We start from the raw sequence: 22,728 nt of genomic DNA on the forward strand, positions 1-22,728 counted from the left end.
CGTTCAATCCAGACTGCGAACGAAGATATTGGGAGCACATGATGAGTATCGAGTTTTCGGGTTCAGCGGCCATTACATCGGGGCAGGCAAGCCCGGATGCGCCCGGCACCGACCAGGCGAATGGCAGCGACGCCAGCGCGCAAGTCAACCTGTCCGCCATTTCCGCAACCGCGAAACGCATCGTCGCGGCCAACGGCGCCATCGACGCTTCGACGACCCTCCAGCCGCCATCTTCGCTCGCCGACGGGTCCGGCTACGACGACGCCAGCGATCGCCTCTCATCCTGGCAGTCCACGCAGCAGGCCGAACTCATGCTGTCCATCGCTTACGGCCACGAAGGCATCATCAGCCTCGGCACTATGAGCACCTTCGCCGCGCGGCTCGACGGTTTCTATACCAGCCTCGCCGATGCAAGGCGCTCGACCTCGAACGTCAAAAACGACCTCGCAAAATTCAGATCCGATCTCAATGCCGCGGTGACGGAAGACATTCAGAAGAAGCGGCGTGAAGAAGAGAAGAAGGCGGCGCGGCGGGACGCTGAAGAACGACTGGCGCAAGAGCAAGATAGCCGGGCCAGCGACGAGGAACGAATGAATGCCCGGTCGTCAGCGGTGCGGCTCGCCGACCTCGACGTGGATGTCCTGCGCACCTTGCCTGTCCCGGTTCTCGAGTCGGTCAGGCCGGAGCAGATTCGCGAGTTGTCGCCATTCCAGGAAGTCGCGGTACTGATGTCGCTCAGCCTGGCCTTCAACAGGCAGCTGACTGGTGTCCATGATAACGGGCAACAGGCTAGCCAAGAAGCTTCCCAGACTGGCCTTGCCGGTCCGGTGCAGATGAACATCAAGGCAAGCCAGCAGGACAGCGGCGATCATTCTGACGCGCCTGGCCTGGAAGTGCCTCGCGTCAGGCAAGACGAAACGCACGCGCCGGCAGGTCAAGCGGCGGACGTCATCGACGGCACTGCATTACGCTTCGTCCAGTCTGGCATCCGCAAGGTGGCCGGCAGCCTGCTCGGCAACGCCAACCTGCCGGCGTGGGCCAAGGAACTCGTGCATGCGCTGCCTACGCTGAACGCGCAACAGCCGGAGGCAGGCGTGTCGGGCGTGTCCGACCTTCTTCAAGGCAAATCGCCGCAGGATGCAAGCTGGATCAGCGACCTGTCGGATGCCGACCTCGCCCTCCTGAAAACGGCTCCGGCGGATCAGCTGGACCAGTTTGCGACCGCCGACGCGGCGTTCCGGCTGATCCAGCGTGCGGCACCCGAGATCACGCATAACATCGCATTGTCCGGTCCGCCAACCCTGCTCGTCCCACCGGTCGACGGCACCGGGCAACATGGTTTGCAAGCCCTGGTCAATGGCGATGCAAGGAACCTGGTGCCGATCGTGGCGCTCGACGAAGCCGGCGTGCAGCGACTGGACGCGAATGCCGTCGCGGGGCTGAGCGCGCAAGATCTCGCGCAATTCGGCGTGCGCCAGCTTGCTGCCTTCCGGCCGGACCAGCTGCTCGCTCTGCAAGCTTCCCAGTTGAGCCAGCTGCAATCCGGTCAGGCGTCCGCCCTGATGTCCGCCGCGCTGAATCCGGTGCGGCTGCTGTCCGCCTGCACTCCCCAGCAGATCGAGGCGCTGCCCCATGACTGGATTGCGGGCGTTCCCCCGTCAGACTTCGGCAACTTGTCTCACGACCAGCTCGAGTCGCTCAGCCTGAGCCAGCTCGATCACCTGAACGAAAGCCAGGAAGAAGCGCTGATGCATGCCTTCCTTGCCCTGCCCAGCATTGCCGACGCGATGGCAAACGATGAGGGCTTGAAGGCATTGGCGGCCGGCCTGGGTGCCGAAGGCGGACAGGGGGCGAGCGACATCCTGTCGGACGCCGACCTGCGTTTCCTCTTCGAGGGCGGCCTGGCATCGCGCTTGCTCGGCTTGTCGGGTCCAGAGGCGGAAGCCGCGGAGAAGGCGCTGGCGTTGCAGCAAACCGGCGATGATGCCGGCGCTCTCTTTGGCGCGGCTAGCTCCGGGAAGGAGGGCAACCTCCTGCAGGCGGCAGCCGGCACGATCGATGGGCTTGGCATACCGAAGGCATTGATGCTCAAGGGCAGCAGGCAATACCTCGTCGGTTCGGGAATCGGCGCCTCGGGACTGTCATCGGCGCGTGGCGCTGTGGCCGGCAGCCAGGCGGATACGGACATTCTTTCCACCGCGCCCGAACACATCGGCAAGATTCCGCCGAACCAGTTCTATCAATTGTCTTCGCAACAGCGCCTCAGGCTGGTCAAGGAATTCTCGGCGGACCAGGTCGCCAACCTCACGGCGATGCAGTTCGCTGCGTTCCAGAGGGACGAGCTCAAGCAGTTCGATCCACAGCAACTTGTCAAGCTCAGGAAGGAACAAACCGCAACCCTTTCCGGCATGCAGCTCTACGGACTCGCCCAAGTCGTCTGGCAGTCGTACCGGCAGGCGGCGAAAGAAAAGGCCGACAAGCAGGGATCGCCGATCGGCGCCATCCGCGCAGTGCGCGCGATCGGAGGAACCGACCTGCCCATGTACGTGCCGCGAGCGGATGGTACCGGCGGCTCCGGTGCGAAGATGCTCAATCCGGAAGTGGCGGCCAGTGTCATTCCCGGATTCTTGCGAAAGACGCTGTTCACCATGCTGGACGGCATCAACGGGGTTTTTGGTAAATCGCGCCCCGCCAGCGAGAAGAGGGGCGGGAATGCATCCGGGATCCGCCGCGAACGGGATCAAATATTCCCTGAAGAGGAATCGAATTAAGCGCCAAAATCCCACGGTTGGATGGCGAAGACAGGGAGCGTGCAATGCCAACGACTTGCATTGCGCGTTCCCTTTTATTTTGTGCGAAGCGGTTTGCGGCGCCATGCGCATCAAGCAAGTCGCGTCGTCATCACCTTGAGGAAACGCTTTAGTTGAATGCCGAATGCCAAGCGGAGTTGTTATTAGAAAGAAGTATAAAAAACTATTGTCGACGCGTGAACCTTGCCGCGGTCCGTTGACACACACCGTCAGAATTGGTGGACGTGGCGGAAGATTCGTGCATCCAGAGTCACCGCGTGTCAACAAACCGTTACCCATCAAATCATTTTCCAGTTACCCACGGGACGACCATGACTGATGAAGCACAGGAAGCGCTCCGCCAGGCGCAAGAAATGCTGGAGCGCCTCGAAGAGGCAGTACAGCTTGCCGACATCGCGATTCTCCGGGCCAATGCCTTGTACGACAAGATTGGAATGACGCGGGAAGAGGTCCGGCTCATGATGCAGCCCTTCGTCGAACTGTTCGACGATGACACCATTCCCGTCGCCCATGACGGCGAGCCCGTGGAACTGAATGAGCAGGACTACCGGGATGCCTTGTCCCATTTCACCGAACATTCGGCGCACAGCGCGGAAAACTCCAATTGAGAATTGTCATGCCTACTATATCGAACGCCACGTCGCAAGCCGCCGCACTTCTATCCGCCCCTGACGATCAGCACGCTGGTATGAATAATTCGCAGCCAGAGCCACAGAAATCCGTACATGAGAAACATGCTACGGAATGTATTGGAAAAAAGGCGAATGTCGTACACGGCAACATGCCGCTAGGTAATACAGAAAGCGCTATGATAGTTGGTGGTGCTTCCCATCTGGCACTTAGCGAACAGGCGCTTAAGAACGTGACACATGAAGCGTCTATTTTTTGTGAAAAGTATTCAAAAATGATCGAAGCTGGCAATGCTGGCACGGAAGAAATTCAGGAAATGACAGGGAAAGCTAAAGCATTCCTTTCACAGGTATTGGCACAAACTCAGCAATTCGAGGGCGCCGCCAGTGCTTTCAACAAACTCTGACCAAACCACTCCATAAAGAAAAGCGGAATGAAGGCTAACCTTCATTCCGCTTTTTCACGCTTGCGGCCCGCCATCGCCTGGGGGCCACTCGCAATTCAAGCAATTCAAGCCGCAAACAACATCCCACCTTCCTCGAGTTCGACCAGCGGATCGTCCCCGCGCTTATGCCGCAGGCAATACCCCTGCTTGTACACGCTCACCAGAGTCATGCGGCCGTGCGTCAGTAGTTCCAGCTTCAGCCGCAACTGAAAGATCGACACCGGATCCGCTTCTTCCGCTACAAGGCCAGGGTTTTCGAGATCAAGGCCTTGTCGGGGTCCAAGCGGGTCGCCTCGAACTTCTCGTCGACCGGCCAGAATGCCTCGAACAACGCCGCGGGCGATTCCTCGTCCGTGATCTCGGTGCAGCAGTCGCAGGAAAGCAAGCTCAATTTCTGGGAATCGCTTGCCAAGGGCGTGGATGCCATGCTTTCCGCCGGCGGCAAGATGGTGCCGAACGAGTCCAGCGGCACCATCACCGTCGTTGACACGCCGCAGGTGCTGCGCGCCGTGGAAAAATACATAGAGGAAGAAAACCGCCGGGTGGGCCGCAGCGTCTATCTCAAGGTGGAAATGCTCACCCTGAGCTCGACGTCGCAGAGCCAGCTCGGCGCCGACCTGGCGGCGGTCTTCACCGCCGGCAACGGCACCTTTACCGGATCGCCCTTCGGCACGGTGGCCAACGCCACGGGCAGCGGCGCCGCGTCGTTCACCCTCAGCGGCGGCAAGTGGCGCGACAGCCTCCTTAGCCTGAATGCGCGCCAGGGTCAGACCACGGTGGTCAGCAGGTCCATGCTCGACGCCTACACCGTCAACAACCATCCCGTGCCCTTCACCGTCGCCTCGACGCAATCGTATGTCGATTCGGTCAGCGTGCCGACCGCGTCGAGTAACGTGACGCTGACGCCGCCCACGCCCACCGTGACCCAGAAGCAGATCACGACCGGCACCTTCCTGGAATTGCTGCCGCATGTACTCGACAGCAACCGCATGCTGCTGCAATACACCGTGGATTTGTCGAGCGATCCGGATTTCGAGACGGTGCAGAACAGCCCGACGCCCGGCGTGCCGACGGTGAAATCGCCGCGGGTGGCGCGCAAGTCCACCTCGCAGACGGTCAACATCCGGACCGGCGAGACCCTGGTGCTGACCCAGCTCGGCAAGCGCAGCGACAGCGACCGGGCGGCCTACGGCCTCATCGGCGCGTCCGCCGCCGGCGACCGCAACCGCGAAGCGAGCGTGATCCTGATTACCCCGGTGGTGATCGACAACGATATCTGAGGCGGCGATCATGCAGCGAATCTTGAACGTCGGCGCCAGCACGCCCGTCCTGATCGGCCTCGACTGGACGGCGCTTTCCCGCGAGCCGCGCGAGCAGAAGCGGGAAATGAAGACCCAGCTGAAGTTTTCCGGGGCAAGCCATGCCATCCTGCTCTCGGCCGGGGACAGCAGCGCCTATGGCGCCGGCCAGGCCGGCAGGAACACGGTATCCGCCGCCGCCTGGCTCGCGCTGGCCGTCGGGGCAGGGCGTTCCCTCATCGTCATCAAGCATCTCGGCGGCGAGGAAGTGTGGCTGTGCGCGATCTACAAGGGCTTGCCGCTGCCGCGCGGCGACCGCATCCTGCCGCGTTCCCGCCTGCTGTCCGCGCTTGAAGACCTGATGATGGCGCACGACCGGAGCGATTTCGAATTCCTGCTCGACGGCATGCAGGACGCCATGCTCCAGGAATTTGCCGCTTTCCGTCCGGGCAGCATCGACGTACTCCTGCAAGGAACGCCGCCGGAGCAGGCCAAGCTGGTGAAAGCGGCCGGCCGCGGTCGTCTCATCGCCGGCTTGGCCTTGCTCTTGTTGGTGGTGCTCGGCGGCGTCGGCTACTGGCAATACAGGGTCTACCAGGAGGAAGAGCGGTTGCGGCAGGAGGCGCTCAAGGCGCAGCAGCAGATTCCGCCGGACCAGCAGTTCATGAAGAATTTCCTCGCCTACTACGCCGGGCGTCCGCGTTTCCCCGCGGTGGAATTCCTGGATGCGGCCTACAAGCGGGCCGGCAAGGTGGCGCTCGAGCAGTCGGGCTGGCGCATCACCAGTATCGACTGCCAGGCAGCCACCCAGACCTGCACCTATGACCTAGTGCGCCGACCCTTCTTCGGCCCGCTGGCCCTGCGCGCAGACCAGTTCGACACTCTCGAGCAGGGCATGGATACTGCAAAGGCAAGCGCCAGGTTCGACCTCGCGCCGAAGACTTTGCCGGCGATCGCGCGGCCGATGGACATCGCGGCCGCCTTCCCGTCGAAGGCGGCATCGTCGGTCGCCATGCTGCCGCCGTTCCAGACAGCCAAGGACATCGGCCTCGCCATGGAACTCGGCGCGGCCGCCCCGATTCCGAACGTCTCCGTGCCGGCGTCTCCGGTGGACGTGCAGGAAGGGAAGTGGTCCGTCAGCGGATCATCCCTCGCCATGGACATCGTCAGGAAGCTCGACCCCGCCTTGTTTTATGCCGACAGCGTCACGATCGAACCGGGCGAAAAACTGAGCTTCGCCTTTGCCGGCACCTATCTCGTCTCGATCGGCGGCCCGGCTCCAACTGCCACTGCGACAGGGGTGCCGGTCGCGACACCCGCGCCGCCGGTTCCCACCGCTGCACCTGGTGCAGCCACCCCGGTCGCTCCCGCCGCGATGCCCCCGGCAGCCCCGACCGCTTCCCCTAAAGGACCTTGACATGCGCTTCCTCCTTCAACGCCGCCTGGCAGTCATTGCCGCCTTCGTCGTCATCGCGCCGGCGCATGCCAGCGATGTCGACAGCCTCGTCAGCCAGCAGCGAGAGCTGATGAAGAAGCAGGCCCAGCTCACCCTGCTCAAGGCCGAGAAGCAGATCCTGGATGAACAGGCCAGCCTCAAGCCGGGCATGTCCGCGGTCATGGGCAGCCCCAGGGACAAGGGCCCCGTGCTGGAAGACCTGCAGCTCATGGGGATCTACGGCATCGGCGACAAGCTCGAAGCGCAGGTCCGCGCCGGCGGCATCCTGCGCAGCTACCATCAAGGCGACATGCTGCTCGGCTGGAAGCTGGCCAGCATCGACCGGGATTCCATTACCATCTCGCGCAAGCCCAACAGGCGCAAGCCCGTCCAGACCCGGACCATCGACATGTATGCGCCGGCAGTGATCGAGACCGGCCCCATCGTGCTCAACCTCGTGCAGCCGACCGTGCCGGACCTGCAAGGCGCGCAACGCAACCCGCGCCTTTCCTCGAATCCGGGGCCCGGCGACCTGACGGCCGGCAACCTGCCCCGCCAGCCACGGTTCGGGGTCAACTAAGCAGATCTATAGAATTTTTTGACATGACCGCCTGCTCCCAAACCACCTCCGTCATCCCCGCTCAGGTTGACAGGGATGAATCGAAGGACCACTGGTCATTTTGAATGACATTGGCGCCTTTGCCTGAATCGCACAGGGAAAAGCCGGTCGAGGCTTGCCCCGGACATCTCTGTTTCCCCGACCGTTTCACCATCGTTGCCGTTAGCACGGACTAATACTTCGCGTCAGCCTGCATCAGCTTCCGCAGAATTGATACCAATCAATTGAATTGCAAAGTGTTCCTTTTTGGGTTGACAAGATGATCCATTGGTTCGCCGACGCGAAGACGAAAACCGACAGGAAAGATGCCGCGACGCCCGGCGAACGGACTATTGATTCCATGAACAAGCCTCCGCAGTTTCCGCATGCCGCGCAGGCCGACGCGCAAGCTGCCGGTGCGACCATGCCGCCATCGGGCCAGCGCCACCGCGCCTGGTACGACCACGAGGTGCAGGAATGGAGCGAACTCGATTTCCATCGTTCCCAGGTCAGCCTGTATGCCGATCCCACTCTTGCGCGCCTGACGGCCGGCGAGCATGGCAAGGAAATCTGCGTCTTCCAGCAGCGCGAGGGCAAGGTGACGCTGCTCGTCACGCGCAACCTGCTGGCGCGCCACCGAACCACCTTCGACAACGTGCTGACCGTGCTCGAACGCCAGCGCCTCGAAGTCGTCAAGCATGTCGCCACCGCGAGCGTAATCCGCTATGCGGTCGATTACGTCGCATCACAGCACCAGGCCTCCACCGACCGCGGCCTGTCGCAATCCTCGGCCCTCCGGGAATTCCTCGACGTGGTGCGCGAAGCCGCGCTGCGCGGCAGTTCCGACATCCATTTCTGCGCGCGGGAAGGCGGCGCCGTCATCCTCTTCCGCGTGGAAGGGCAGATCGTGCGCAGCGGCCGCCCTCTGTCCTACCGCCGCTGCCAGGACCTGATCCGCGCCGTCTACAACAGCATGCCGGACAAGGGCTCCAACAGCGGTTCTCTCATCACCTTCGAAACCCAGCAACGGGCCGCGATTCCCTGCGAAGTCGACATCAATGGCAAGGCGGAAGCCCTCAAGCTGCGTTTCCAGATCACCCCGGCGCTCGGCGGTTTCGATGCCGTCATGCGCATCCTGTGGCAATCCGGCGTGAGCTTCCAGAAGGGCGATAGCCTCAAGTCCGACCTGGTCAGGCTCGGCTACCTCGACGACCAGGCCACGCGAATCAGCCTGGCCGCCATGAAGACGGCGGGCGGCATCGTGCTGGCCGGTGTCACCGGCTCGGGCAAGACCACGACGCTGTATTCCATGCTCGGCCACATCGCCACCGAGACGAAGAAAACCTATTCCGTCGAAGACCCGATCGAGGGCAAGCTGCAGAACGTCAGCCAGATCCAGGTGCAAACCACCGAGGACATGGATACCGACCAGGCCATCTCGGAAATCGTGAAGTCGCTGATGCGCCTCGATCCGGACGTCACCATGGTTTCCGAAATCCGCGGCATCGAGACGGGATCGGCCTTCAAGCAGCTGATCCAGACCGGGCACCAGACGCTGTCCACCGTGCATGCCAGCTCCGCGCTCGATATCTACGAGCGCCTCGCCGCGCCGGAGATCGGCATTCCGCGCCATGTGCTGTCCTCGCCCGATTTCCTGACCCTGCTGATCTACCAGAAGCTGCTGCGCAAGTTGTGCGAACACTGCAAGATCCCGCTGCGCGAATCGGACCTGCCCCAAGACAAGATCGCGAGCTGCGAACTGCTGGGCGATACCGGCCGCATGTACGTCACCAATCTCAAGGGCTGTCCGCATTGCAGCGGCGCCGCGGTGAAAGGGGTTGCGGGCCGCACCGTCTGCGCCGAGGTCATCCTGCCGGACCACACGCTGCTGCGCCTGCTGCAGGAGGAACGCAGCATCGAGGGGTACCAGCACCTGCGCCAGCGCATCGCGCCCTTGCACGAACCGAGTTCCAGGGGAAAGCAGGCGCTGGAAGTGGCCATCTACAAGATGTGCGAAGGCATCATCGACCCGCGGGAAGTGGAACAGGAATTCCAGCCGCTGGAACTCTACGTGGAAATGACCAACTATGACCGCCGTGCTGGAAAAAATTAACTTTTTCCTCGGGAAGATGAGCTTCCGCTCCAGCATGGACATGTTCTATGAGGAGCTGCTCGAAAACCTCAGGATGAACATCTCGCTGTCGCATTTCCTCGCCACGCGCCAGGAAATCGCCGAGCGACGGGGCGACCAGGGACTCGCCATGGTGTACGGCATGATCATGCGCCGCATGCAGGAAGGCGGCACGCTGTCCGATGCCATCGTCGGCCTCGTGCCCGACTCGAACATCATGATGATCCGCGCCGGCGAGCATGTGGCGAAGATCATCGAGGGCGTGGAGTCGGCGACCTTCGCCAACAAGTCCATGCAGAAGATGCGCGCCATCGTCGTCGGCCACATGGTCGCGCCCTTCGCGCTGGCGGTCATGCTGTTCGGCATGCTGGTGATGTTCGGCGTGATGGTGATCCCGCAGTTCCTGTTCGTGGTCAAGCTCGACAAGATGGGCTATGCCTACCAGGTCACCTATGCCATGACCGAGTTCGTCAAGGCTTACTGGTTCGTGGTGGTGCCGGTGCTGCTGGGCCTGGTCGGCCTGCTGGTGTGGAGCGTGAAGTTCGTCACAGGCGCGGCGCGCGAATGGCTGGACAAGGTCCCACCCTACAGCGTGGTTCGCCAATACACGAGCGCCGGCCTGCTGATCAAGATTTCCGGCCTGCTGCGAAACAACGTCACGCTGGAAGATGCCGTCGGCCTCATGCGCCGCGATGCCGGCCAGTACGAGCGTCATCACCTCGAGCTGATGAAATACAAGCTCAACAACGGCCAGTCCCTGACCACCGCGCTCGACACCGGCCTAGTGCCGCACGAAGTGGTGGATCGCCTCGTGTCCTTCGAGCGGGCGGGGTCGAGCAACCTCGAGGAAATCATCAAGCGGATCGGCTTCGAGAACATCGACAAGTCGCTGCGCATCGTCGATCAAAGCGTGGGCAAGATCGCCTGGAGCATCAAGATCGTCGTGTTTCTGCTGTTGTTGTTGATGGTGTTCGATACCTTCACCCTGGGGAACACCATCAGTGCGGCGGTCCGGTCGACCGGCCGGTAAGCCGGTTCATTTGTCGTCGGCAGGAGGTTTAAGTGGATATGCAAAAGTGATGTGGTTCCGTACGTGCGGTAAGCAGCGTTCCAAATCATTTCTGCATGTCCGTTTGATCGACTGTTTTATTTAATCGAAAATCTGAAAGGAAATACCATGAAATCCCTGAAATCCCTGTTTCGTACCTCGGTCAAACCCGTCAGCACCGTCGCGGATGTCAGCCTGCAGCGCCAGCGCGGCCTGACGGCAATCGAACTGATCATCGGCCTGGCCGTGATTGGCCTGGTGATTGCCGGCGTGGCGATCACGGCGCAGACGATGTTTCGTGATCAGCGTGTGAATTCGGAAGTGCAGCGCGCATTGCTGATGCAGCAGAAGGCACGAGCATACCTGGCTACGTCGACAACTACTGCGAATTTCTCCGACAACGTTGCAATCAACGCAAGCATCGTTCCGGCAGACGCGGTGAACGGTACGGCGATCAATTCGAAGTTTGGCGGCACGATCACCTTCAATCCCGCGACCCTCGCAACCACGACCGATGGCCTTGCTGTCACTTACAAATCGGTTCCCGCAAAGGATTGCATCAATTTTGCGAAGGCAGTAGGTGATTCCTTTGCAGGCATTGCAATCACCACAAGTCCGACGACTCCCGCAACGATCCCTACAACGCCGGCCACACTGGCCGCCCCGCCTGCCGGCTCGGTCAAGACGATTGGGGGGACTTACAACGAAGCGACGGCTATCACAGCTTGCGGCACGACGAATGCTGACATCGCCCTGTATTTCAGCAAGGTTTGACGCTTTTGCGATCATGCCGGTAGTCGTGGAAAGGCAATTGATCGAACAACAAGCGTGATTGAAGCGACTCCGTCATCCCCGCGCAGGCGGGGATCCCTTTTCGATCGCGCGAAGCGGCCTACGATGAAACTTGCATGGAATCCCCGCCTGCGCGGGGATGACAGTATCAACATTCCGGGTTGTCAAGCCATGCATGCGTTCATTGCACATTGAGGTCGTCCGGAACGACATGGCAACCGTAGGCTCGTGCGTCCGCATCGCCGCGTATTGAAAGGAATTTCATGATGCCCACCAGGAGGCATTCCGGCTTCACCCTGATCGAACTCGCCATCGTCCTCATCATCGGAACGCTGGTGACGGCGGCCGGCTTTCTCTACAAGGCGGAGCAGGTCAGGAGCGAGCAGCGAGCCGTCATCGCCGGGCAGATGCAACTGCTTGCGGAAGCCCTGCAGAACTACATGGTCATGAACATGGCTTCGCTTTACACGTTGAACGGCACGCTGGATGTGAAGGCGAAGAAAGACTTCCTGTCGGGCCGCTTCGGCGCCAACGCCAGCGACGTCGTTGCCTCATTTGGAATGGCGACCAATTTCTTTCCGCTATATCCAAGTTACCAGGAACTTTCACAAATGGGATGGCTGCCCAGCGGAGCGCCGTCCAGCCACCCCATGGTGGGAGACTATGTTTTCCGGATTTCTCCGGGTACGAATTTCCCTGCTTGTGTTGCCTCGAAAAGCTGTCGCTTCGTCGCGGTTGTCTATGGGAGCAAACCGCTGGTGAGGTCGAGCGGCACATCTGTCGGCGCTGTCGACGAGGTTGGAATCGGAGAGGTGCTGCAACGTTCTTCATCGACCGTGTTGATTGGTTATACCAAGGGCGGAAAATTGCTGGCACGGGATGGAATTACCGTGACTGACACCAATCCACTCGACGGCGCCGCTCTGATGTCGGTTATTCCCAGCACCGTCGATGGAATCCTGAGCGCGACGTCGACTTATGACACGAGTCCCTGGTACGCCTACTTGAGAAGAGACGGATCACTGCCCATGCAGGGCGACCTGAACATGCAGGATGCTGCTGGCACTCACGCAATCAATAATGCCTCCAGCGTGAATGCAAAAAACATGAATGCCTCCATCATTGACACAGAACGCGCGTATGTCGGCGTGACCGATTCATATGGACAGCATGTTACCTATACTAATATTGCTTCCACCAAGGTGATCGACCAAAAACAGTCGCTGATTGTCGGCAATGGCGCCGCGATCTTTGGCCCTGCCCCCGGAACCAGCAATGGCGACTCGATGGCACTGAGGGTCAGTAAATATTCCGATGGCACCGGCGGCGCGGCAACTATCGATGGCAGGCTGGTAGCAAATAATGGGATAACGGTTCCGGGTGGAAATATCGACGTCTTTACCGGGAACATCACCACGTATGGCACGAATCTCGGCCAGGGTGCAATCAGCGCATCTAATGGCGTGAATATAGGTCAGGGCGGGGCGCGGATCAACGGAAACGTGCAAGTGCTGAACGGGGACGTGCAGGTCGCCGGCGGCAATGTAGTGGTGTCGGATCCCAAAAAAGGTGTCGTGACGACCAATCTCACTGCGCAACAGTCTACGTTATATGTATGGCGATTTGGCGCGTCGGGACCAACTCCTTGCACCGTGGTGTTGAATCGCTTCGAAGTGCAAGGAAGCAGCTTATCGTCCTCCGACGTTGCTGGTTTGGCGCCAGACGGATTCTATGGTCCCGTTTCTAAAAACCCCGGCTTGTATTCTCCAACGGGAATTTATTATCTAGGCTGTTCGCGCTGACCATGCCCTTACCCTCAATTTCCGACGCCGACCAGTTTCGCGCCCTTGGCGACATCCAGTCCGCCAAGGTGCAACCGGTCGAGCTCCCTTCCTCCCCCTTTTCCCTCACCGACGCCGCCGAGGAAAAGTCCTTCGGCCGCGAAGAGGAAATCGAGGACAAGTCGCTGGACGAGCGCAAGGTGGAGGAATACAAGCCGCCCGAGGTCCCTGAACTGGAACAGATCGATGCCTACCTCACCGCGATGTACCAGGGCGAGGAGGGCGCGGCCAAGCTGATGGAGCGGGTAAAGAAACTGCTCGACATGGCGGCCAAGGGAGAAAATGTCTTCGGCGCGCTGGATGGTTCGCGCGGCGAGGCCAGCCGGGATTACCTCACCCTGGCCAAGGCATTGCACACCGCTCGCAACGAGGGCCGGCCCGCCGCCGAACTGACCTCGGTGGCCGATGCCATCGACCGCCTCATGGCCCGCGACGGCGCGGCCATCCGCGCCGACCTGAACACCATCCGCCAGTCACAGGCCTATGGGAAGGACCACGCGTCCGGGGAGCTGTTCCGGAGTACCTACCGCGACGCCATCATGGGCTGCACCCAGCTGCACGATACCTTGATGCTCCTGCTGAGGAACTTCGGCAACGATCTGGAAAACGGCATCGCCCTGATGCGCGAGGCGCTGGGCGCCGACATGGCGTCGATCCATCCTTCTACCCAGCCCGAGCGGCTCAACCTGCTGCTGCAGGATCTGTACCAGCTTGGTGTCATGTGCGGCGTGCTGGACAACTGCCAGCAGCTTGCCGAGCGCATGAAGTACCTGCAGATGAAGCGCTTCGAAGCGCCGGCGCTGCTGGAAGACCTGGTGCGCTGGGCCCGCGAGCCGCTGGTATTCAGCTTCCATGCCACCGAACTGCTCAACAAATACTGCCGCGACGAGCAGGACCAGGTGCTCAACGATAAGCGAGAGGAAGACAAGCTGCGCTGGCACGATCAACCCCAGCGCCATGGCGGGAAGGGCGGTCAAGGCGACGATGACGAAGACGATGAGGACGACGAAGGCGAGGACCTGCCCGACGGCGATCCGCGCGAAGTCTTCCTTGTCGGCTCGATCGGCGTCCTGCGCAGCATGCCGTCGAAGATCTTTCCCAGCGACGAACACCGGTTCGAAGCTATGTCCGTGATTCAACAACTCGTCGACCAGATCGTCGGCATCAGCACATGATAGAAGACCAGGGATATCAGCTCGAATCCGGCAACTGGGTGACGGTGGAAACGGCGGAAAACGGCGAACGCATCGTCACCATGTTCATGCCGCGTCCCTGGGACGCGCAGGAGGTAGGGGAGCGCTGCCTGCTGCATGCCAACCTTCGCCAGCGTCCCGGCCGGGCGATCGGCATCGGCGTGTTCCGGGAAGCGGTGGTGCTCGCGCTGCGGGTGCCTTCCCACCAGCTCGATGCGCGTACGCTCGAGACAGCGGTTCGCGAACTGGTCGGTTTCTTTGCCATGGCGGGCGGGGAATGAGGCCGTTTCCGATGCCGGATCGAGGCCGGCGCACCGAAGACCGAGCATTTGTTAGACCGAATTAATTTATCGAGTCTACCCGAAGCGCCGACAGCATACTTTCTCCCTATCGAAGGAAGCACTTGTCCTTCCTCAGGAACTGTCTGGAGAACCGGTATGCTGAACTACGAAGGTACCAAGGCCATTGCCCAACCGCTGCTGACCCGAACCGAGGGCATGGAAGACGGCATGGTCGGACTCGAGCGTCTCAAGGCGATCGCGAAGCTGGCTGGCGAGGCCCAGTTCGGCAACATGCATGCCGTCGAGTTCCTGCTCAACTACGTGCTCGACATGGAAGCCACCGATGCCCAGTCGGTCAAGCATGCCGGGCGCCGGCTCGTCGCCCTGTTCCTCGATCCTGAGATTCCCCACGACGTCCGCAATGAAATCACCCGGCAGGCATTCGAATTCTGCCTGGCGGTGGAAGCCATCAATGCCTACCGCACCGCGCAAGGCCAGGCGGCGGAATACAAGGTTCCCGCCTACGTCGAATATCTGGCGCGCCATGCCTCCACGCTGTCCACGTTCTGGCAGGCCGCTTCGCGTAGCGTGCCCGGCGTGAAAGTGGCAACGGCCGACATGTCCGGCGTCGGCGCCTGAACCGGAAAACCACTCTTGACGATCTGATCGGCATTCCGGATGGGCCTGAATTCACTGCCAAGCGATGACCGCCTGCCGCGCGCCGGACTGGCGGGATCGGGCGGCCCCCACGCCTCCGACGTTCCCGCCGGGCGCGTGCCGCCGGCCCAGGCGGGAGCGGCCTGGCAGACCCCATTCGCACCGGCGCCGTTTCCGCTGCCCGCTTCGGCGAAGGACGGATTCGGCGAGCTTGCCCGTCCCGGATTCGAAGGTGAACTCCTGGACCGCCTGGCGCGCCGGGGTTCCCTGGCCGCGCTCTCCGATTCGGCGCTGCAGGACGGCCTCTCGGATGTGCTGGCCAGCCTGAACGGCCCGCAATCCGCGGTGTCCGCCGAGCTTGCCGCACGCGTCCGCGACGTGGTCCAGCCTTACTTACAACTGCAAGAACTGCTCAACAGGAACCGTCTTGCCTTGATTGCGGGATGATCATGACACAAGAATTATCCGCCACCCTTGCCAGGCCCCAGCCGCAAAACCAGGTCCATGCGCCTGCCGCCGAGCAGGGCACCAGCCACGAATCCGGCCATGAATCCGTGCGCCTGCTGGCATATCGCTACCTCCGCCTGTCGCGCTACGAAAGCGCGCGGCCCCTGATCGAGCTGGCGCTGCACCAGGATCCGTCCGATCCCGTCATGCGGCAGATGCTCGTCATCGCCCTGCTGGGCCTGGGCCGGGCGGCCGAGGCCCTGGAGCACCTCGCCTCGCCATGGCTGCGCGACGCCGGTGAAGCGCACATGCTGCGCGGCCGCGCGCTTTCCCAGCTCGGCATGACGAAGGATGCCCAGGCGGAATATGCCAGGTATCGCCGTTTCCGGGAGCACGTCGAATACCTGCCCTGATCCGCCATCCACCGAACGCCACAGACCACCACCTCAATCGTCCATGGACAAGTTCCTGCAATCGACCCAACGCCTCGTGCTCCTGGCGTCCCAGCGCGCCGACGTGGTCTTCGCCGTCATCCTCATGGCGGTGGTGTTCATGCTCATCCTGCCGCTGCCCACGGCCCTGGTCGATGTGCTCGTGGCCATCAACATCGCGGTCTCCGCACTGCTGCTGATGGTGGCGATGTACCTGCCCAGCCCGCTTGCCTTCAGTTCCTTCCCGTCGGTCCTGCTGATCACCACGCTGTTTCGCCTCGCGCTGTCGATCGCCACCACGCGGCTGATCCTGCTGCAGGCCGATGCCGGCCACATCATCCGAACCTTCGGCGACTTCGTCGTGGGCGGCAACCTCGTGGTCGGCCTAGTGATCTTCCTCATCCTCACGGTGGTGCAGTTCATCGTCATCACCAAGGGCGCGGAACGCGTGGCTGAAGTCGCGGCACGGTTCTCGCTGGATGCCATGCCGGGCAAGCAGATGTCCATCGACGGCGACATGCGTGCCGGTGCCATCGACATGAACGAGGCGCGCCGCCGCCGCAGCAACGTCGAAAAGGAAAGCCAGCTCTACGGTGCCATGGACGGCGCCATGAAGTTCGTGAAGGGCGATGCGATCGCCTCCATCATCATCGTTGCGGTCAACCTCATCGGCGGCCTGCTGGTCGGGACTATGCAGCACGGCAAGAGCGCATCCGAGGCGATGCGCGTCTATTCCGTGCTGACCATCGGCGACGGCCTGATCGCGCAGATCCCTGCGCTGCTGATCTCGATCACCGCGGGCATGATCGTCACGCGCGTCACCACCAGCGGCGATGGCAAGAGCAACATCGGCCGCGACATCTCCAACCAGATCATCGCCCAGCCCTACGCCTTGCTGATCGCGGGCAGCATCCTGTTCGGATTCTCCCTCGTGCCCGGCATGCCGACCGCCGTTTTCCTGGTGCTCGCGCTGCTGATGGGCGGCGTCGGCTACGTGCTGATCCGCATGGCGAAACCGGCCAAGTCCGGCGGCGGCGCGTCGTTCGCCGCTTCGCTCTCGCCGGATGGCGAAAGCCAGGGTGACAAGGGCGGCGGCACGTTCAGCCTGACCGTGCCGCTGATGGTCGATATCGCCGACGCGTACAAGAATGACATCGACATCGATGCGGTGCGCGAGCAGCTCGCGTCGATGCGGCAGGCGCTTTACCTCGAGCTCGGCGTGCCTTTCCCGGACATCCAGGCGCGGTTCAGCGACAAGGTTGAGGATGGCTATGCGATCCTGGTCCAGGAAATCCCTGTGGCGCGCGGCAAGCTGCGTCCCGGCAGCGTGCTGGCGCGCGAGAGCGAGCGCAATCTCGATTCTCTCAACGTTCCGTTCGTGAAGGACGATTCCTTCATGAGCAACATTCCCACCCATTGGGTCGACGCCAGCCGTTCCGAGGACCTTGCCGGGTTCGGCGTGACTTTCCTTGATTCGATGCAGATCATCGCCCACCATGCCGCCAGCATCCTCAGGCGCTACGCCAGCGAATTCGTCGGCGTGCAGGAATCGCGCTTCCTGATCTCCAAGATCGAAGACAAGTACCCCGACCTGGTGAAGGAGCTTCAACGCCTCCTCCCGCCGCAGCGCATCGGCGAAATCCTGCAGCGTCTCGTGGCGGAGGGCGTCTCCATCCGCAACCTGCGCGGTATTACCGAAGCAATGATTGAATGGGGCCAGAAGGAAAAGGATGTCGTGCTTCTCACCGAGCACATCCGCACTGCGCTGAAACGGCAGATTTCCTACAAGTGCGCCGGCGGACAAACCATGCTGCCGGCCTACCTGCTTACGCCCAAGGTCGAGGAAGCGGTGCGCAATGCGGTGCGCCAGACCTCCGCGGGAAGCTATCTCGCGCTCGATCCCGCCGTCGCCCGCACCCTGGTCGCCAACATCAAGAAGGCGGTCGGCGACCTGTCCCAGGTCTCTCAGATGCCGGTGCTGCTCACGAACATGGACATCCGTCGCTATATCCGCAAGATGATCGAACAGGATCTGTTCGAGCTCCCCGTGGTGTCCTACCAGGAACTGTCGCAGGAAATCCATATCCATCCGCTGGCGCGCATCGAATTGCATTGATCGCGCCGAGCCGCCGCCGCGCCAGGAGGGCGATGTGGTTTAATGCCGGCATGCCAACTTTCTGATGCATGCCCGCCATGACGCTGACCCGACGCCAGTTCCTGACCGTTGCTTCCCTTGCCACGGGCTCCCTCGCCGTCCCGTCCATTTCAGCCAGGACCGCTAAGGAATCCCGCCAGGCCGCCGGACTGGAAGAAAAGTCCATCGCCGAACTCCAGGCCATGATGCGAACCGGGCAGGCAAGCGCGGTCTCCCTTGTCCGGTTCTATCTGCAACGCATCGATGCCATCGACCGGCGCGGCAAGGCGCTGCGTTCCGTGATCGAGCTCAACCCGGATGCGCTCGACCTGGCCGCCGGACTCGACGAGGAACGCCGCCGGCAAGGGCCGCGCGGTCCGCTGCACGGTATTCCCGTGCTATTGAAGGACAATATCGCTACTCGCGACCGCATGCAGACCACGGCCGGGTCGCTGGCGCTCGTCGGCGCCAAGGCACCGCGCGATGCCTTCCTCGTGACACGGTTGCGCCAGGCGGGTGCGGTCATCCTCGGCAAAACCAATCTCAGCGAATGGGCCAACATCCGTTCCACCCGGTCCACCTCGGGCTGGAGCGCGCGCGGCGGGCTGACCCGCAACCCGTACGCGGCCGAACGCAATACCAGTGGTTCGAGTTCAGGATCGGCGGTTGCGATCGCAGCCAATCTCGCGGCCGTCGCCATCGGCACCGAAACCGATGGCTCCATCGTGTCGCCGTCCGCCATGGCCGCGCTGGTCGGCTTCAAGCCCACGGTCGGACTGGTCAGCCGCGATGGCATCGTACCCATCTCTCACTCCCAGGACACCGCCGGCCCGATGGCGCGCTGCGTCGCCGATGCCGCCGCTGTGCTGCAGGTGATCGCCGCCAGGGATGCGCGCGACAAGGCGACCTCGGGACAACCCGAGGCCCCGCCGGACTTCCTGGCTGCGCTCGACCGCAATGGCATGGCCGGCGCGCGGCTCGGATTCGCGCGGAATCCCTTCGTGACGCATCCGGAAGTGTGGAAGATTGCCGAGCAGGCCGTCGACAAGCTGGAAGCGCTCGGCGCCACCGTCGTCGAGGTAGAGATACCCAATGTCGCGAAATATGCCGACACCGAGCTCGAAGTGCTGCTGCATGAGCTCAAGGCGGACATGAATGCCTACCTCGCCGAATTCGCGCAAGGCGCGCCGGTCAGGTCGCTGGAAGACATCATCGCCTTCAACGAGAAGCATCATGAAACGGAAATGCCCTGGTTCGGGCAGGAACTCTTCATCCAGGCCCAAGCCAAGGAAGGCCTCGATTCGCCCGCTTATCTCGCCGCACTGGAGAACAACCGGCGTTACTCGTGCGCGGAAGGCATCGACAAGATCATGCAGGAACATCAGCTCGACGCGCTCGTGGCGCCGACCGGCGGGCCGGCCTGGCTCACCGACCTGGTGAACGGCGATCGCGATACCGGCGGCTTCAGCACGCCTGCCGCGGTGGCAGGCTACCCGCACGTCACCGTACCGGCTGGGCAGGTCAGCGGATTGCCGATCGGCCTGTCATTCGTCGGCAAGGCTTATGCCGAGGCGACATTGATCAAGCTGGCTTATGCGTTCGAGCAGGCGACGCGCGCGCGGCGGCCGCCTGTCTTGTAAGCCGGGACATATGCGTTGACGCGGGCGCGCGGCATGATGCATGCGCCGCCCGCGTCTGCTGGCTTACTTGAACTGCCATGCCTTTACATACTTGATTTCATAGGAATTGCCCGGACCGGTCGGGGTCGAATCATCAGGTGTTCCGCTCGCGCTTCCGAACCAGAGGTCGAGGATGATGTACATCGGATCCGACATCGATACGTCTAGCGTGAATACTTCGCGGCCGTCGAAATAGAAGGTCTGGCGGTTCGGTTCCCACTTGAGGCCGTAGCGGTGGAAATCCGCGGAAAGGTCAGGCGTCTCGACCTTGGCGTAACCTGCGCGCGACGTGCTGTCCGTCCACGCCACTGGCGCATACATGGTGGCGACGGGGACGCCGTCCGCACCCATGCGGCTCCAGGGTTCCAGGCCGCCGGGATAGGCTTCCATGATGTCGATTTCCGGGCGGCGCTCGCCGAACTGGTTAAAGAGCCAGAATGCCGGCCAGGCGCCTTTGCCCTTCGGCAGTTTTGCCTCGATCTCGAAATAGCCATACTGCTGGGTGAAACGTCCTTCGGTATCGATGGTGCGATTGAAGAAGGCGCCATCATTGCCGCGCTGCGGCCAGATCTTGAGGGTGCCGTTTTCTACCGCGTAATTTTTGATGGAAGACCAGGTGTCGGTCCGGTCCGTTCTCCAGCGCTTGGAATCGAGGTCGGTATCGAATTCGTCCTTGAAGGTGAGGGTGAAATTGTCGGGATTCTGGCCGGTAGGCGAGTCGGGTCCGGTGACGACGGCGTCTGCAAGTTGCTGGCTCGTACCGGCGCTGGTGTTGGTGGTGTTGCCTGCGGCGGCTGCGGTTGTCGTTGGTGCCGGCGCGCTTGCAGCGGTTGCCTGTGTTGGCTGGGTGGTCTGGGTCTCCTGGGTTGTTGATGCGGCCGGCGCTGCCGGTGTTGCCGAAGCGGCGTTGGCCGTGCTTGTATCGGTGCTGGCTGCGGGCGCGGTGCTCACTGTGGAGGCAGTACTCTCGGTCGGTGCGGCGGAAGGCACTGCGGCCGTGCTGCTCTGAACCAGGGATGTTGCACTCGTGGATGATTGCGCGCCCTGTGCCGGCGTGCTTCCAGCATCTCCTGAAGATCCGCCGCCGCAGGCTGTAAGCAAAACGGACATGCCTGCGAATGCGAGCAGTGTTTTTCGACCCTGAGTTAAATGCGCCATACTTATCTTCCCATCAAAAAAAACCGTTTCGATGGACATGGAAAGTGATGGTTCCGCAAATTTAAAAAATCATCTTAAAAAAACTATGAATCGATTCATAGAGGAACGTTTCATTCCATAGAATGCTCTCGGAACATGCTTTCGCTTGTCCGAATGTGGCAAATCTCAGTATCTCTTTAATCTGAGATCGAACGATGATTTTCGTGACACGCGTGGTGAAAATATTTGAGCGGGTCCGAACCAGTATCGCGGGCGATACGATTCTTGCATGCCTGTTGTACAAAAGTGTTCAGGCGATGAGCGGATAGTGAACGGATGGTCTTGGGCGACGCGGCACGTACGGGACGCAACGGAGCCGCGCACAGGAATCGGGCGCGGGCTTGCAGTTGATGCGGAGTGGAGTTGCGTGGCGACGCAGGGCCGCAAAGCCGCGCTGTCAGTGAACGATGTCGCTCGCGTCGTCGGCGTTCAGCTCCGTGGATGGCTTGAGGCTCGCCGGCATCTGCAAGGCCTTGTGCTCATCGCTGACACTGTTCTTGTACATGGCCGCGCCAAGCAGCAGCAAGCGCTGCAATTCCTGCTCGCTGATACGAGATTGCAATTCATTGATCGTGGCTGCATAAGCTCGGGCTACGCTGCGCGGGTGGACGTCCTCCGTCTCTGTTGACGTGATGTAGGCAAAAATTTCCTGCTCGTTCATATGGCGTCCAGTGTTTCAACCTGAGTGCGACGGCGAGATCGCCAGTACGCGTTCAGGTGGGAATGTCTTTATCGGATTGTTTGCACTTCAGGACCGGAGGCGGTTAGGCCGCCCGGGTCGTCGCTGTTCTCTTTCTTCAGTCTGAAGCACGCCGCCGGTTTCGAACGCAAAAGCATCGAGCGCGTCAGGCAGCGCGAAACTGAGTGACATGTTTCTGCATTCGGTTGACGGTCGGATGCGAAATACAAGATTTCTTATCCTTGGTGATGCCGCCAATGTTGGGCGGCCAGTCAATTCATGCACGGGTTAATGGATGAGACGCCGCCATCGAGCATGCGCACGAAGGCCCGCGCTCTTTGTGCGCGACCCGACGCAGCATTTGCAAAATGGACAGCTGACTCCCTGATCAGGCGCATACTATAACGGCAGGAGCGGAATGCTGCAATTTGCGGAGGGTGGTCGTTTCCAGAGTGAAATGGCGAGTGCAAGGTTCGCCATTTCACTCTGGAAATCTGGCGCGCATAAACTGTTCCTCGTCACGCTTAAGCATGGGCCATGTTCGGCGTCGAGGCGTCAACTGCTTGCGCGTCCGCACGCGGTTTGCTAAAGTGCGCTCCCCGCTGCACGACACCTCGAAAGGTGTGAGGACAGATCGGGGGAGGGATTCAACTTCACGACGATGTTTGTCGTAACGCCAAGCAAAAGAAAGCGCTTGACGCACTGCGGAAGAATCCCCATAATCTCGTTTCTCTGCTGCTGACGAACACAACGCTTCGCAGCACAGCGCTCCCCGGTCAACCGGCTGGCAGCGCAAGCGGACAGATCTTTAACAAATAACAGCCGATAAGTGTGGGCGCTTGATGGGGTGCACGCCGGGTAACCGGTGTCTCACAATATATCAAGTGCTTGCACAGAATACAGGACAGTTCGCAAGGACTGGCCTAGTCAGTATTTTGAGTGAGCGACGATCGGACGTCTGCCGGGGCAACCTGGTGGAGGGAAGATCTGGCAGCAATGCCA

Annotated in this window: 20 protein-coding genes; 17 read left to right on the plus strand and 3 right to left on the minus strand. The window is 61.4% G+C overall.

The window, feature by feature from the left end; translation table 11 throughout:
• Window positions 1-38: 38 nt before the first annotated feature.
• The 3 genes from G3574_RS24305 to G3574_RS24315 all read left to right on the plus strand — a co-directional run bounded on the left by G3574_RS24305 (window position 39) and on the right by G3574_RS24315 (window position 3,846).
• Window positions 39-2,771, plus strand: a complete 2,733-nt coding sequence (locus tag G3574_RS24305; RefSeq protein WP_163968120.1) for a hypothetical protein — start codon at window positions 39-41, stop codon at window positions 2,769-2,771.
• Between the two features lie 350 nt (window positions 2,772-3,121).
• Complete coding sequence (locus G3574_RS24310; protein WP_163968121.1) at window positions 3,122-3,418, plus strand: hypothetical protein; 297 nt, start codon at window positions 3,122-3,124, stop codon at window positions 3,416-3,418.
• Window positions 3,419-3,426: 8 nt separating this feature from the next.
• Window positions 3,427-3,846: a hypothetical protein gene (locus G3574_RS24315; protein WP_163968122.1), complete on the plus strand. Its 420-nt coding sequence runs from the start codon at window positions 3,427-3,429 to the stop codon at window positions 3,844-3,846.
• A gap of 104 nt (window positions 3,847-3,950) precedes the next feature.
• Here the strand turns inward: G3574_RS24315 and G3574_RS24320 are convergent, their stop codons facing one another.
• The gene (locus tag G3574_RS24320) at window positions 3,951-4,106 is read right to left on the minus strand and encodes a hypothetical protein (protein WP_163968123.1); all 156 of its coding nucleotides are present in this window, start codon (window positions 4,104-4,106) and stop codon (window positions 3,951-3,953) included.
• 48 nt (window positions 4,107-4,154) lie between these two features.
• Here G3574_RS24320 and G3574_RS24325 point away from each other — a divergent pair, with 48 nt between their 5' ends.
• From G3574_RS24325 to G3574_RS24390, 14 genes are all read left to right on the plus strand, one after another.
• Window positions 4,155-5,165: a hypothetical protein gene (locus G3574_RS24325; RefSeq protein ID WP_163968124.1), complete on the plus strand. Its 1,011-nt coding sequence runs from the start codon at window positions 4,155-4,157 to the stop codon at window positions 5,163-5,165.
• 10 nt (window positions 5,166-5,175) lie between these two features.
• Window positions 5,176-6,600 (plus strand): type 4b pilus protein PilO2, encoded by a 1,425-nt coding sequence (gene pilO2 / locus G3574_RS24330; RefSeq protein WP_163968125.1) that lies wholly within the window; start codon window positions 5,176-5,178, stop codon window positions 6,598-6,600.
• A 1-nt stretch (window position 6,601) separates the two neighbouring features.
• A complete protein-coding gene (locus tag G3574_RS24335; RefSeq protein WP_163968126.1) occupies window positions 6,602-7,198 on the plus strand; it encodes a hypothetical protein in 597 nt (198 codons plus the stop codon).
• Window positions 7,199-7,577: 379 nt separating this feature from the next.
• A complete protein-coding gene (locus G3574_RS24340; RefSeq protein WP_163968127.1) occupies window positions 7,578-9,329 on the plus strand; it encodes a GspE/PulE family protein in 1,752 nt (583 codons plus the stop codon).
• Window positions 9,304-10,377, plus strand: a complete 1,074-nt coding sequence (locus tag G3574_RS24345) for a type II secretion system F family protein (protein ID WP_163968128.1) — start codon at window positions 9,304-9,306, stop codon at window positions 10,375-10,377. The genes G3574_RS24340 and G3574_RS24345 overlap by 26 nt, the downstream gene beginning before the upstream one ends.
• Window positions 10,378-10,524: 147 nt before the next feature.
• Window positions 10,525-11,169 carry a type 4 pilus major pilin gene (locus G3574_RS24350; protein WP_163968129.1) on the plus strand — a complete coding sequence of 215 codons (645 nt, stop codon included), beginning with the start codon at window positions 10,525-10,527 and terminating at the stop codon, window positions 11,167-11,169.
• 281 nt (window positions 11,170-11,450) lie between these two features.
• The gene (locus tag G3574_RS24355) at window positions 11,451-12,989 is read left to right on the plus strand and encodes a type II secretion system protein (RefSeq protein ID WP_163968130.1); all 1,539 of its coding nucleotides are present in this window, start codon (window positions 11,451-11,453) and stop codon (window positions 12,987-12,989) included.
• 2 nt (window positions 12,990-12,991) lie between these two features.
• Window positions 12,992-14,203, plus strand: coding sequence for an HrpJ domain-containing protein (locus G3574_RS24360; protein ID WP_163968131.1), 1,212 nt, complete (start codon window positions 12,992-12,994; stop codon window positions 14,201-14,203).
• A complete protein-coding gene (locus G3574_RS24365; protein ID WP_163968132.1) occupies window positions 14,200-14,502 on the plus strand; it encodes a type III secretion system chaperone in 303 nt (100 codons plus the stop codon). Before G3574_RS24360 ends, G3574_RS24365 begins: the two co-directional genes overlap by 4 nt.
• Before the next feature lie 156 nt (window positions 14,503-14,658).
• Complete coding sequence (locus G3574_RS24370; RefSeq protein WP_163968133.1) at window positions 14,659-15,141, plus strand: hypothetical protein; 483 nt, start codon at window positions 14,659-14,661, stop codon at window positions 15,139-15,141.
• A gap of 39 nt (window positions 15,142-15,180) precedes the next feature.
• On the plus strand, window positions 15,181-15,606 hold the full coding sequence (locus G3574_RS24375) for a hypothetical protein (RefSeq protein ID WP_163968134.1): 426 nt from the start codon (window positions 15,181-15,183) through the stop codon (window positions 15,604-15,606).
• A gap of 2 nt (window positions 15,607-15,608) precedes the next feature.
• Window positions 15,609-16,019, plus strand: coding sequence for a tetratricopeptide repeat protein (locus tag G3574_RS24380; protein ID WP_163968135.1), 411 nt, complete (start codon window positions 15,609-15,611; stop codon window positions 16,017-16,019).
• Window positions 16,020-16,062: 43 nt separating this feature from the next.
• On the plus strand, window positions 16,063-18,153 hold the full coding sequence (gene sctV, locus G3574_RS24385; protein WP_205609901.1) for a type III secretion system export apparatus subunit SctV: 2,091 nt from the start codon (window positions 16,063-16,065) through the stop codon (window positions 18,151-18,153).
• 83 nt (window positions 18,154-18,236) lie between these two features.
• The gene (locus tag G3574_RS24390) at window positions 18,237-19,811 is read left to right on the plus strand and encodes an amidase (RefSeq protein WP_407941701.1); all 1,575 of its coding nucleotides are present in this window, start codon (window positions 18,237-18,239) and stop codon (window positions 19,809-19,811) included.
• Between the two features lie 63 nt (window positions 19,812-19,874).
• Here G3574_RS24390 and G3574_RS24395 read toward each other — a convergent pair whose 3' ends face one another.
• Together G3574_RS24395 and G3574_RS24400 are read right to left on the minus strand one after the other, a co-directional pair.
• Complete coding sequence (locus tag G3574_RS24395) at window positions 19,875-21,047, minus strand: glycoside hydrolase family 16 protein (protein WP_235953601.1); 1,173 nt, start codon at window positions 21,045-21,047, stop codon at window positions 19,875-19,877.
• Between the two features lie 397 nt (window positions 21,048-21,444).
• Window positions 21,445-21,708 (minus strand): hypothetical protein, encoded by a 264-nt coding sequence (locus tag G3574_RS24400; protein ID WP_163968137.1) that lies wholly within the window; start codon window positions 21,706-21,708, stop codon window positions 21,445-21,447.
• Between the last annotated feature and the right edge of the window lie 1,020 nt (window positions 21,709-22,728).

Source organism: Noviherbaspirillum galbum, from assembly GCF_010974945.1.
In the GTDB taxonomy this organism is placed as follows: domain Bacteria; phylum Pseudomonadota; class Gammaproteobacteria; order Burkholderiales; family Burkholderiaceae_D; genus Noviherbaspirillum; species Noviherbaspirillum galbum.